Raw genomic sequence first — 13,018 nt, 5'->3', positions numbered from 1 at the left:
AAGGAGTCTTCATGAATATTAAAAAAATGATTGGACTATTATTTTGTGTTCCCGCCGTTTCTTCATTTGCGGCCAATGATACAGAAATGTGGGCAAAGATTCAGTATGCCTATACGTTAATTGATATTGCCAACACGAATATCCAAAGCCTCTTTCAAGAAATAGCCCTTTTAAAAGCGAATCAAAACGCACATCACATCGGTGAAGCCTATCACGGCGGTGTGATTTTTTGGGTAGATGAATCCAAACAACATGGTCTTATCACCAGCAAAATTGATGTAACCGAAGAAGGCATTCAATGGCGCAATGGGGCTTCTGGAAATAAAATAACCAATGCAAAAGGCGATGGGATAGGTGCTGGAGAAACAAATACCCGCCTCATTATTGCAAGCCAAACGATGGATAATCAAAAAGGCCAATTTGCAGCTCTTTCTGCCTCGCAATTTCAAATTCAAACCGATGGCATCACCCCATGCAAAACCCCAATTACCCAGGAAACGATTTGCTATGGCAGCTGGTATTTACCTTCGGCCTATGAGCTTCAGTTAATGCACACCCATTTACGCCAAAAAAATCTTGTGGCTTTTACCCCTGATTATTATTGGACTTCAACAGAAGCAAGCACCTCAAATGCATGGCTTATTAATTTTTCAACCGGGGAATTAACTGCCAGCAATAAATCCAACACGATGGGCCGCGTTCGAGCCATCTCGCGTTTTTAGTCGAAAGGATACGTCATGAAGAGTCATTATGTGTTTTTAAGTGTCGCACTTTTAGCCTCACAACCAGCAGCCAGTAACTGCTTTGATTGCTCGAACACGCGCGTTAGCATTTCAGGAAGTACAGGTGTTGCTTTTTACAATGATGCCTACGCTCGTGATGGTCAAAGCATATTGGGACGTTTGAGTTTAGAGCTGCAACGAGAGTTTTCCGAATCTTTAAGTTTGGGATTAGAAGTCGGGATGCAAAACGGCAACACCATGCGATTAGACATTCCCAAACCCGTGCTGAACACATTGGGTGGAGAACCTGTAAGCGTGGTTGTGAAACCCCTACTGGATGCGCTAGCAACACTAAAAATCACCCCTTTTGATAACCCTGGCTTATTTGGATTTGTTAAAGGAGGCATCGCATTCAGGCAATTACAAGTCGATAGAAATGAAGTCAATGACCTAGTGCGACTAAACCCTGAACTTCAAGCAGGTCTTGGCTATGGCCTCAGTGACAATGGGGCTTTTTTTGTTGGCTATCAACATGTCTTTGGGAAGAACCCTAACTACCAGGTTAATCCATTAACTGAAACCGGACACATTGAGAATTTGCCATCGCAACATTCAATCCTCCTAGGCTTTTCCATCTTATTTTAAAAAAGGACAACAAGAAACATGATGATAGAACCAGAAGACGCAGCCATCACGGTAAAAGATCGGGCCAAAGAAAAACTACGGCGTGATTTAGGTCCGTTAATTGAGAATGCTTTAAATGACCCTAAAACGGTTGAGATTATGCTTAATGCCGATGGCAGATTGTGGCAAGAACGCTTAGGCGAGACCATGCACTGCATCGGAAACATCGTTGAAACGCGGGCTGAATCCATCATCAAAACCGTGGCCGGATTTCATGGTAAAGAAGTAACACGTTTTAATCCCATTCTTGAAGGGGAGCTACCCATCGATGGCTCACGCTTTGCCGGGCAATTACCACCTATCGTATCTAAACCCACCTTTGCTATTCGTAAAAAAGCCATATCGGTTTTTAGTTTAGAAGATTATGTGCAAGCCCAAATTATGACTGAGGCACAATCTACTGTGATTAAAAACGCCGTGGTTAAGCATCGAAACATCCTAGTAATTGGTGGCACGGGCTCAGGCAAAACAACTTTGGTAAACGCCATTATCCATGAAATGGTGAGTCACGCCCCTTCAGAACGTGTCTTTATCATCGAAGACACCGGTGAAATCCAATGCAGTGCTCAAAACTTCGTTCAATACCACACCACCATCGATGTCAGCATGACTCAACTTTTAAAAACAACCCTTAGGATGCGACCCGACCGCATTTTAGTTGGCGAGGTTCGTGGCAGTGAGGCCCTTGATTTACTCGATGCCTGGAATACAGGTCATGAGGGAGGTGCTGCCACATTGCATGCCAATAACTGTCTTGCAGGCCTTCAACGGTTGAAATCATTAATAAGCCGAAATCCTGCAGCACCTGCTGATATTGAACCATTAATTGGTGAAGCAGTGCATTGTGTGGTGCATATCGCACGAACCCCAACCGGTCGAAAAGTTGAAAACATCCTATCCATTAAGGGCTATGAAAACGGACAGTACAACATCGAAACACTCATATAAGGAGAATAGCTATGACTCAAACGTTACGCATTAATGAAAAACACCTTTGGATGATGGGGGTTGTCATTTTATTACTACTCTTAATGACAGAACCAGCAAGCGCCTCAAGTGCTGGAGGAGGCCTCCCCTTCGACTCATGGCTTACCAAAATACAAAAATCCATTACCGGTCCCTTTGCTTTTTCTGCAGCAATCATAGGGCTAGTCGCCGCAGGTGCCACCCTTATTTTTGGTGGGGACATGAATGGTTTTATGAGAACGCTCGTCTTTTTTGTATTGGTCCTATCATTTTTAGTCGCGGCACAAAATACCATGACCGCCATTACAGGAAAAGGGGCCGAAATCTCTAAACCTATGGAGTTATCACGATGAGTCTTCGCACCGTTCCAATAAGAAGTTGTGGCAACCGCGCAAGCCTCTTTATGGGAGGGGATCGCGAGCTTGTTATGTTTTCAGGTTTGCTATCCGCCATTTTAGTCTTTGCAGCGCAAGACTGGTTAGCTGCTACTATGGGCGCGGCCCTTTGGTTTTTATCACTCAAAGGGCTTCGGCTTATGGCAAAATCAGACCCTCAGATGAGGGCAGTCTATCTTAGACAAAGAAGCTATCAATCTTACTACCCTGCACGCTCCACTCCATTTAGGAATAATACAAGGGGATACCTATGATTGCTTTCATAACGCTTTTAATCAGCATCGCAGGACTTCTTTTTTTGAGTCTCTTGTTTGCAAGCCTTCGCATGAAAAGCCGCGAACTCCATACCAAAAAACATCGAGGCAAAACTTCAGGATTGGTTGATTTATTAAATTTTGCCGCCGTAGTTGACGATGGAGTAATCATCGGTAAAAACGGCTCTTTTATGGCAGCCTGGATTTATCAAGGGGAAGACATTGCAAATAGTACCGATGAGGCTCGTGAGATGATTTCCTTTCGTATCAATCAAGCGCTCTCCTCTATGGGAAGTGGATGGATGATTCATGTCGATTGCATAAGACATCAAGCACCTGGGTACAGCAAGCAAGAGGATTCACACTTTCCTGATGCGGTATCACGCGCCATTGATGACGAACGAAGACAGCTCTTTGAGCGCATAGGCACTTTGTATGAAGGGTATTTTGTGATTACTTTAACCTGGTATCCACCGGTTTTGGTACAAAAGCGTTTTGTTGAATTGATGTTTGACGATTCAAGTGAGCACTTGAGCCAAAAAGCAAAAACTCAGCAATTAATCGATGCCTTCAAACAATCCTGCCGAAACTTTGAATCCCGTATGAGTGCAGCATTTCATTTAGAGCGACTGGGTTCAGAAACTCGCATTATTGATGACAAGCCCATCATCCAAGATAACTTTTTAAAGCACATTCAATACTGTGTTACAGGGGTTAATCATCCCATTAATTTGCCGAAAAACCCGATTTATCTCGATGCATTAATTGGTGGCCAGGAATTAACAATGGGTATCACGCCTAAATTGGGTCGACAGTTCATTCAATGTGTTGCCATTGAAGGGTTTCCCATGGAGTCTTATCCTGGCATTTTAACCCTGTTAACTCAGCTTCCTGTTAGCTATCGCTGGAACTCGCGCTTTATCTTTATGGATACCCATGAAGCAGTTGCCCACTTCACCAAGTTCCGTAAAAAATGGAAACAAAAAGTCAGGGGATTTTTTGACCAAATTTTTAATACACGCTCAGGTATTGTGGATGAAGACGCGCTTAATATGGTGAACGATGCCCAAGCGGCCATTGCTGAAACGAACTCTGGCATGGTCGCGCAAGGCTACTACACTTCTGTCGTTGTGTTAATGGATGAAGAAAGGGCTGCCGTTGAGCACGCCGCACTATTTATAGAAAAAAACATCAATGCCCTAGGCTTTACCGCTCGAACTGAAACCATTAACACCATGGATGCCTTTATGGGTAGCCTGCCAGGACATGGCGTTGAAAACATCAGACGCCCTTTAATCAACACCATGAATTTGGCAGACCTTATACCCACATCAAGCATTTGGACTGGGGAAGACAAAGCACCTTGCCCATTGTTTCCACCTCATTCACCGCCGTTGATGCATTGCGTGACCAGTGGTAATGCGCCCTTTCGCTTAAATCTTCATGTCCGAGACTTAGGTCATGGCATTATGTTTGGCCCGACCCGCTCTGGAAAATCTACTCATCTTGGTTTATTGGCATTATCTTGGCGACGTTATAAAGACGCTCGAATTTATTCTTTTGATAAAGGCATGTCCATGTATCCAACGTGCAAGGCAACTGGTGGTGAGCATTTTACTATTGCCGATAAAGAAAGCCGTCTTGCTTTTGCACCCTTACAGTTTTTAGAGACGAAGGCCGATAGAGCTTGGGCTATGGAGTGGATTGATACGATTCTTGCCTTAAATGGTTTAAACACAACACCTGCCCAACGAAATGAAATCGGCCATGCCATTATGAGCATGCATCAAAGTGGCTCTAAAACCTTATCTGAATTTGTGATAACCATTCAAGATGAGCCCATTCGTGAGACGCTCAAGCAATATACGATTGATGGCTTGATGGGACACCTCTTGGATGCAGAGCGTGATGGCCTTGGTTTATCGTCTTTCATGACCTTTGAAATTGAGCACTTAATGGGTTTAGGTGAAAAATTCGCACTCCCCGTGTTGCTCTATTTGTTTCGCCGCATTGAAACCTCGTTAGATGGCCGTTCAACGCTTATTTTACTTGATGAAGCCTGGCTAATGCTCGCTCACCCCGTCTTTAAAAACAAGATTGCAGAATGGCTTGATTCCATGGCGAAAAAAAACTGCGTGGTGTTTATGGCAACCCAACATTTATCGCATGCTGCTAATTCTGGCATTTTAGACATTATTGTTGAGTCTACTGCTACCAAAATCTTCTTACCCAATCTCTATGCACGCGATCCAGAAACTCGCGCCATCTATGAGCGCATGGGATTAAATCCACGTCAGATTGACATTATAGCGAATGCCCAACCTAAGCGTGACTATTACTTTGTGAGTGAAAAAGGCCAACGACTGTATCAATTGGCACTAGGGCCTTATGCCTTAGCCTTTGTAGGTGCAACCGATCCCGACTCTATCACGCAGATGAAACAGCTTGAATCTCAATATGGCAAAGCCTGGGTGTCTTACTGGCTTTCAGAACAAGGAATTACCACAGAAGAACACGGAGAAGCGGCATGAAAAAAAATCTTACCTCGAACCCCTACCTAAACGCCCGTCGCGCCTGGAATGCTCATACGGCGGGACTTATGAAATCCCTTCAAGTATGGCAATTAGTCGGATTAGGTAGTCTTTTGGTCGCTTTAGCTTGCGTTGGCGGACTAATAACGATTGGCAGTCAATCCAAGTTTATTCCTTTGGTGTTTCAACAAGATGCCAATGGCAATACCTTGTCTGTCACGCGAGCTGATAATGTGATTCAGGCCAGTATTGATGATTACAGAGCTGCAGCGGCACATTTTATCGAAAACATTCGCATGGTAAGTCTTGATGTCGAATTACAAAAAAAAGCGGTGTTTCAAGTTTATTCCTATTTGAACGCCAATGATGCAGCCTTAACCAAAGTTCAAGAGTTTTATAGTGACAAACAACAATCCAACCCCTTTGAAAGAGCCACACATGAAATCGTAAGCATTGAAATTCGCTCGGTACTTCAAGAGTCTTCCGAGACCTGGCAAGTCGATTGGGTTGAGACGATTAGAAACCGTGACGGCACGCTTAAAGAAAAGCCTCGCATGATGAAGGCAATGATTACCATGTATCAGGACAATGAACTTAATGACATCTCCAGTGAATCGATTTTGAAAAACCCTCATTTAATTTATGTGCGTGATTTTAACTGGTCGTATGAATTAAAGCATGGAGAAAACGCATGAAAAAAATAATGCTCCTGTTAGGGTTTACCATCTCATTCACAACGTTTGCCCTGGATAATGAATCGCTAGCAACTCGATATTTTTCGCAAGAATCACCAAGGCTTGCTATTCAAGAACAGCAAGCCATCGACATTGCGGAGCGTTTGCAAAAAGGAAAGCACACAAGCAAGCCCTATGCATCCACTGATGGCTCAGTCAGTTATGTTTTTGGATCAGGACAAATTAGAATCGTATGCGCACCCTTACAAGTCTGTGATATTGCCTTACAACCCGGGGAACTATTTAACGACATGAATGTGGGCGACCCTCGCTTTATTGTTGAGCCATCCATCACAGGTGAAGGCTCCCTACAACAAATTCATATCATTATTAAACCTAAAGATGTTGGACTTGATACCTCTATGGTGGTGACCACCAACAGACGCACCTATCACTTTAGATTAAAGTCTGACCGAACGGAGTTTATGCCTTATGTATCGTTTACCTATCCAAATGATGCCAAAGCCAAAAGGCAGGTGCTTAAGCAAAAACGAACCATAAAACTCCAACCAGAACCCCATGAATATTTAGAAAACCTTAACTTTAACTACCAAATTAGAGGTCGTGCACGATTTAAACCGGTTCGGGTTTATAACAATGGGGTTAAAACCATCATCGAGATGCCAAGATCCATGGTACATAGTGAGGCTCCTGCCTTATTGGTTTTAAGAAGCCGTGGAGTATTTCATAAATCAGAAACCGTCATGGTGAACTATCGTCTGCAAGGATGTCGCTACATTGTCGATGGTGTTTTTGATAAGGCAATTCTTGTGATTGGAAGCGGCTCATCCCAAGAAAAGGTAACGGTTACCAGGTGCAAAAGCCTTTGGTCTCATAAGGAGTAACGCAGATGAATCAAAATAATGATTATTTATCACCCGAAAGCTCGCCACAAAAGCTTAAAACTGCCGGTGTTAAACGAGTAAATAACGTGCCGCTGATTATTGCCATAGGTATTTTGACGCTGTTTGTTTTGATGATAGCGCTCGTTGCCAATAAAAGAGCGAATGCACAAAACCAGGCACCAGAAATAGCACCCATGAAAAGCCTAAAAAAGAACACAATGCTTCTAGCCAATGATGTGGTGGGGAGCCATAAAACCGCTGTAATCCCAATAAAAAGTGAAATGATTGCGCTCAATGCAACAGCACCATTATCACTTCCTGAACCACCTCTTAAAGAAGAACCCTTCACCCCTGAAGTATCTGAAGCTGAAATCGAGCGCATTCGCCAAGAAAAAACGCAAGAATTCGAAGAGGCGGTTAAAGCTAAAACATCCGTTATGGTAGATAACGCACGCTTGAACAGTAAGGACGTGATGAATGCTAGCATCAGCAACAACAGTGATGCATCCATGAACTTTAAAGAGCAGCTTACACTCCTACAAACTCAGCACGGCAATCCTACGCCACAAAACTTAGGCGGCGAAGAAAATGAGATGCGCTGGCATTTAAACTCAAGACTTGAAAATCCCAATAGCCGTTATGAATTAAGAGCAGGTGCCGTCATACCTGGGGTTATGATTAGCGGCATTTCATCAGAACTCCCAGGACAAATTATCGGTCAGGTTTCACAAAACGTGTATGACACGGCAACGGGTAAATACCTACTCATTCCTCAGGGAACCAAACTCTTTGGTATCTATTCCAGCGACGTAAGCTTTGGCCAGAACTCAGTACTCGTGGCCTGGCAGCGCCTGGTGTTTCCTGATGGCAAAGCATTGGATATTGGCTCCATGCCTGGTGCGGATAGTGCCGGATATGGAGGATTTCGCGACCAGGTCCAAAACCACTATGCACGAATTTATGGCTCAGCATTGTTGATGTCTGGCATCGTGGCAGGCATTACCTACAGCCAGAATACGAATCAAACCAATCAGTTTGGATATGGCCCACCCACAGCAGGTAGTGTTATGAGTCAAGCATTGGGACAACAATTAGGCGAAGTAACATCACAGCTTGTTGCGAAAAATCTAAATGTCGCTCCCACCATTCGGGTTCGCCCAGGGTATCGCTTCAACATTATGGTCGTGAAAGATCTGACCTTTAAACGTCCATATCAACAGTTTGCATATGAATAAAAGGGGAATGTTATGAAATGTAAAGCAACACTCGTTTTTTTATGGAGCCTTCAGACTTTTGCTAATGGTGCACCAGTATTTGATGCTGCAAATTGGATACAAAATGGGAAGATGATTGCAAACCAAGTAAGTGAGTATAAAACGCAAGTCGACCAATACAAAAACCAACTACAGCAATATCAAAACATGTTAGATAACACCAAGTCCCTAACCTCTTATCAATGGGATGATGCCAATTCTGTGATTAATAATCTGCTGGAATCCACCGACACCCTGGACTACTACAAACAAGAAACAGGTAGCCTTCAAGGGTATCTGGATAAATTTCAAAACCAGGAGTATTACCAGAATAACACTTGCTTTAATGGTAATGGTCAATGCTCCGCTGAGGAGCTCAAAAAGATTAATCAAAGTAAGCTTGCCACGTCCGTTGCCCAAAAGCGTACTAATGACGCCATGCTCAAAGGCATTGATAAGCAGCAACAAAGCCTAAAAGCTGATTCAGCAAAACTGCGCACTTTACAATCACAAGCACAAACAGCTACCGGTCAAAAGCAAGCCTTACAAGCTGCTTCTCAACTTGCAAGCAATCAATCACATCAATTGCTACAAATTAGAGGTCTGCTATTAGCACAACAAAATGCCCAAGCGGTTAGAGATGCAGCGATTACCAACAAGGAGGCCATTCAAGAAGCAGGTGATGAGCATTTTAGAATGGGGACCTTTCACAAAAGTTCTGGTAAAACATGGTAGCTCATAACAACAAGGAGAAAACATGAGACGTTTAAGTTTATTTATTATAGTACTTACAGGTGTGCTTTCAGGTTGCGATAATGCTGAAACAAAAGCCAAGCATTTAGCATCTTTAACTTGCAATAGCCCACGTGATAATCGCACCCAAGAAGAGTTACAAGCTATAGGGGACGCCTGCTTTAGAAGCGGCAGTTATTCCAAAAGCTCAGGAAAAGAGTGGTAGCCCTATGAATAAAAAGACAACCACTACCTTCATCTTATTATGTTTGCTTGCTTTTTCGACGTGCTCTTATGCGACGAACTCAGGTATCGATAGCAAAGATTTGTTGGATAACATTTTGTTTCGATTTTCAAACACATCAGCCATGTGGAGCAAAACCATTTTAAGTTATGCCAGATACCTTTTTTGGTCTCTGGCCTTAATCAGTATGGTTTGGACATATGGCCTTATGGCATTACGCAGGGCCGACATTCAGGAGTTTTTAGCCGAAACGGTGCGGTTTTTGGTGGTTGTCGGTTTTTTCTATTGGATTTTAGATAATGGTCCTGAGATTGCAACATCTATTATTGATTCCATGCGACAACTTGCAGCGCGTGCATCGGGCATCAATAAGCAAGTCTCCCCTTCTGCTATTGTGGATGTGGGATTTGATATCGTCTCGCATGCCATAGACAGCTCCTCAATTTGGTCGCCTGCGGCAACCACAGTGGGATTAATCGTGGCTGGTGTAATTCTAATCGTATTGGCGTTAGTCAGCATTAACATGCTCATTATCTTAATTACTGCCTGGATATTAACCTATGGCGGCATCATTTTATTAGGCTTTGGCGGTGGGCGTTGGACCCAAGATATTGCGATTAACTATTACAAAACGGTATTAGGTATTGCATTACAAGCATTTGCCATGATTTTAATTATTGGCATTGGTAAGTCCTTTGTCGACCAATACTATGCGGCCATGTCAAACAACATCATGTTAAAAGAGATGTTTGTCATGCTGGTTGTGGCCGTGGTGTTGCTAGTTCTTATTAATAAAATCCCACCAGCCTTGGCTTCTATTGTTTCAGGCGGGGGCTCTGGTGGCGGTGGTAGTATTGGTCTTGGTGGTGCACTAGGAGCAGCAGGAATAGCTGGTGCTGCCATGACAGGTGCAGCAGGCACCGCACTTGCCCATAGTGGTGGTGGATTATCCGCACTTAATGCGGCCTTTAAAGCAGCCAGTCAATCAACCAACTCTGGCGATACAAGTGCACTCTCAGGAATGGATAAAGGATTTAAAACAGGTGGGTTAGCCGAAGCCATGGGAACAGCGGCCAAATTTGCAGGTTCTTTTGGTTCTCATTTAGCATCAGGTACTATGGATGTAGCTCGTGAAAAAGCAAACTCGATTAAAGAGGCAATTGCTGAAAAAATTGCTGGCACAACGGGTGGGAAAATTGCTGAGGCAATTCAGAACAAGGTAGATTCACCTGCTTCTGAGTCGCAAGAATCCAACGCACAAAATATTCTGTCTATGGGTACTCCTGGAGGTAGCTTTAGTTCAGGAATTGATACATCAGATGAGGTCAGTCAGTTTGTGAACCAAAGGGCATCGGGAGAGAGCCAATGAGCCAAAACAAACTGAATAAAGCCATAGGCCCTCAAGTCAGAGAAAAAAATCATGGCAAGGCAAATAAAACGCATATCTGGTTAGTGATTTGTTCTTTTTTAATCAGTATGCAAATTGGAACACAGTTTTTTGCGCATCAATTTCACTATGCTGATGTACTAGGGGCTTCATTCGCCCATGTTTATATGCCTTGGCAGATTTTTATTTGGGCTTTTAAATATCAATCCTATTATCCAGATTCATTTAATGCTGCCTTTGGTCTAATTGTCATGATTGGCTGTCTCTTTTTAATGATGATCGTGTTGGCTTCCAAATATTTTAAAAAGAACAATGTGAGTGATTACCTCCATGGTTCAGCCAGATGGGCTAATTGGGAAGATTTAAACAGTGCAAGCCTCGTAGGCCTTGATGAAGGAGTTTATGTTGGCGCATTCGAAGATGACAAAGGAGAGATTCATTATTTGCGCCACAATGGGCCTGAGCATGTTTTAACCTATGCGCCAACACGATCAGGGAAAGGAGTTGGTCTAGTGATCCCTACCCTTTTATCCTGGAAGCAATCCTGCGTCATTACCGATTTAAAAGGTGAACTTTGGGCATGTACTTCCGGATGGCGGCAGAAACATGCTAACAACAAAGTCATTCGATTTGAGCCGGCAACGTTAAAAGAAAGTGCACGCTGGAACCCACTAAATGAAATCAGAGTAGGTACCGAATCAGAGGTCGGTGACGTGCAAAATTTGGCAACACTTGTAGTTGATCCTGATGGTAAAGGATTGGAGACGCACTGGCAAAAAACCTCTCAAGCTCTTTTGGTTGGTTTTATTCTGCATACGATTTATAAACTGAACAACCAGGGAGAACCAGCCACATTTCCCAACATTGACCGCATGCTGGTTGATCCCAATATTAATATTGCCGACCTGCTCATTGAAATGACGCAATACCCACATATTGAGGGCAAAACCCATCCTGTTATTTCAGCCTCCGCGCGTGACATGATAGACCGACCCATTGATGAAGCAGGCTCTGTATTATCTACTTTAAAATCTTATTTGGCGTTATACCGAGATCCAGTAGTAGCACATAACGTCTCTTCCTCTGATTTTTGTATTCGAGATTTGATGAACCATGAAAATCCTGTGAGTCTCTATATTGTTACCAAGCCTTGCGACAAGGCTAGGCTTCAACCTCTGGTTAGAGTCATGATTAATATGATAGTGAGACTATTAGCTGATAAAATGGAATTTGAGCGTGTATCCGATGACAAAGGATTATCGTATGTGAGTGCTAAAAAAACGTATAAACATCGACTGCTTTGCATGATTGATGAATTTCCAAGCCTTGGAAAACTCGATATTTTACAAGAGTCATTAGCTTTTGTTGCTGGTTATGGTTTAAAATTTTACCTAATTTGTCAGGACATTAATCAGCTTAAAAGCCGTGAACGTGGCTATGGCCCTGATGAGACCATTACTTCTAATTGCCACATCCAAAATGCTTATCCACCCAATAGAGTTGAAACAGCAGAGCATCTTTCCAAGCTGACAGGCCAAACAACTATTGTTAAAGAACACATCACCGCCAGCGGTAAACGCTTTTCTACGTTCTTAAATCAAATATCAAAAACTATTCAGGAAATATCGAGACCTCTTTTAACCGTTGATGAGTGCCTACGTATGCCAGGGCCTAAAAAAGATTCTAATGGCTTGATTGTTGAAGCAGGCGACATGGTTGTTTATGCAGCGGGCTTCCCTGCTATTTATGGTAAACAACCGCTTTATTTTAAAGATCCAGTCTTCATGGCTAGAGCATCTGTAGAGGCACCTATTCACTCAGATATTTTACGTGTTCGTTTAAGTGAGGATGAGGTGATCAGGCTGTGAAAAAACCGTCCATCATAATCGCTATTTTTCTAATAAGTACTATTGCTGCAGGCTCATTGTTTCATTCTATGGGCTTTAGGATAAATCTTACTGAATCCATTCCTGTAGGCCTATTTTGCATCACCGGGACAGAGCCGCTAAAAAATACTTATGTGATATTTTGTCCAGATGATAGGCAAACTTTCAGATTAGCCAAGAACAGAGGCTATATAGACCAAGGTCTTTATTGTAATGGATATGGCTATTTAATGAAAAAAGTGGTGGCTGTATCTGGCGATATCCTCTCTGTGACAAATGAAGGGGTTTTTGTGAATCAAATGCTAATTCCCTATTCAAAACCAAAATTACAGGATGGAATGAATCGCACTTTACCTCAATGGCAGGTAATGAATTATCAACTTCA

Annotated in this window: 14 protein-coding genes; all 14 read left to right on the top strand. The window is 43.0% G+C overall.

The genetic code is table 11. The features are described 5' to 3' along the window. The first annotated feature begins 11 nt into the window (after nucleotides 1-11). Nucleotides 12-722: an Lcl C-terminal domain-containing protein gene (locus Lwal_RS05685; RefSeq protein ID WP_028378550.1), complete on the top strand. Its 711-nt coding sequence runs from the start codon at nucleotides 12-14 to the stop codon at nucleotides 720-722. Between the two features lie 15 nt (nucleotides 723-737). Beyond that, nucleotides 738-1,367 carry a hypothetical protein gene (locus Lwal_RS05680; protein ID WP_028378551.1) on the top strand — a complete coding sequence of 210 codons (630 nt, stop codon included), beginning with the start codon at nucleotides 738-740 and terminating at the stop codon, nucleotides 1,365-1,367. A gap of 18 nt (nucleotides 1,368-1,385) precedes the next feature. Beyond that, the gene (gene trbB, locus Lwal_RS05675) at nucleotides 1,386-2,354 is read left to right on the top strand and encodes a P-type conjugative transfer ATPase TrbB (RefSeq protein ID WP_019234688.1); all 969 of its coding nucleotides are present in this window, start codon (nucleotides 1,386-1,388) and stop codon (nucleotides 2,352-2,354) included. Nucleotides 2,355-2,365: 11 nt separating this feature from the next. After that, complete coding sequence (locus tag Lwal_RS05670) at nucleotides 2,366-2,725, top strand: TrbC/VirB2 family protein (protein WP_019234687.1); 360 nt, start codon at nucleotides 2,366-2,368, stop codon at nucleotides 2,723-2,725. Further along, nucleotides 2,722-3,021, top strand: coding sequence for a conjugal transfer protein TrbD (locus tag Lwal_RS05665; protein ID WP_028378553.1), 300 nt, complete (start codon nucleotides 2,722-2,724; stop codon nucleotides 3,019-3,021). Before Lwal_RS05670 ends, Lwal_RS05665 begins: the two co-directional genes overlap by 4 nt. Next, the gene (locus tag Lwal_RS05660) at nucleotides 3,018-5,552 is read left to right on the top strand and encodes a VirB4 family type IV secretion/conjugal transfer ATPase (protein ID WP_028378554.1); all 2,535 of its coding nucleotides are present in this window, start codon (nucleotides 3,018-3,020) and stop codon (nucleotides 5,550-5,552) included. The genes Lwal_RS05665 and Lwal_RS05660 overlap by 4 nt, the downstream gene beginning before the upstream one ends. After that, nucleotides 5,549-6,247 carry a conjugal transfer protein TrbF gene (locus tag Lwal_RS05655; RefSeq protein WP_028378555.1) on the top strand — a complete coding sequence of 233 codons (699 nt, stop codon included), beginning with the start codon at nucleotides 5,549-5,551 and terminating at the stop codon, nucleotides 6,245-6,247. The genes Lwal_RS05660 and Lwal_RS05655 overlap by 4 nt, the downstream gene beginning before the upstream one ends. Continuing rightward, nucleotides 6,244-7,131 (top strand): P-type conjugative transfer protein TrbG, encoded by an 888-nt coding sequence (trbG, locus tag Lwal_RS05650; RefSeq protein ID WP_028378556.1) that lies wholly within the window; start codon nucleotides 6,244-6,246, stop codon nucleotides 7,129-7,131. Before Lwal_RS05655 ends, trbG begins: the two co-directional genes overlap by 4 nt. Before the next feature lie 5 nt (nucleotides 7,132-7,136). Then, complete coding sequence (locus Lwal_RS05645; protein ID WP_028378557.1) at nucleotides 7,137-8,366, top strand: TrbI/VirB10 family protein; 1,230 nt, start codon at nucleotides 7,137-7,139, stop codon at nucleotides 8,364-8,366. 12 nt (nucleotides 8,367-8,378) lie between these two features. After that, nucleotides 8,379-9,119, top strand: a complete 741-nt coding sequence (gene trbJ / locus Lwal_RS05640) for a P-type conjugative transfer protein TrbJ (RefSeq protein ID WP_028378558.1) — start codon at nucleotides 8,379-8,381, stop codon at nucleotides 9,117-9,119. A 22-nt stretch (nucleotides 9,120-9,141) separates the two neighbouring features. Further along, entirely contained in the window at nucleotides 9,142-9,342 is a 201-nt protein-coding gene (locus Lwal_RS05635; protein WP_028378559.1) for a hypothetical protein, read from the top strand. Nucleotides 9,343-9,346: 4 nt separating this feature from the next. Beyond that, nucleotides 9,347-10,729: a P-type conjugative transfer protein TrbL gene (gene trbL, locus Lwal_RS05630; RefSeq protein WP_028378560.1), complete on the top strand. Its 1,383-nt coding sequence runs from the start codon at nucleotides 9,347-9,349 to the stop codon at nucleotides 10,727-10,729. Beyond that, nucleotides 10,726-12,615 (top strand): type IV secretory system conjugative DNA transfer family protein, encoded by a 1,890-nt coding sequence (locus tag Lwal_RS05625; protein ID WP_028378561.1) that lies wholly within the window; start codon nucleotides 10,726-10,728, stop codon nucleotides 12,613-12,615. The genes trbL and Lwal_RS05625 overlap by 4 nt, the downstream gene beginning before the upstream one ends. Then, nucleotides 12,612-13,018 (top strand): conjugative transfer signal peptidase TraF (gene traF / locus Lwal_RS05620; protein WP_238584281.1); only part of this gene is annotated, 407 nt, incomplete at its 3' end. The genes Lwal_RS05625 and traF, both read left to right, overlap by 4 nt.

The organism is Legionella waltersii (genome assembly GCF_001468085.1).
Classification (GTDB): Bacteria; Pseudomonadota; Gammaproteobacteria; order Legionellales; family Legionellaceae; genus Legionella; species Legionella waltersii.
This window is presented reverse-complemented; position numbering and strand designations above follow the sequence as displayed.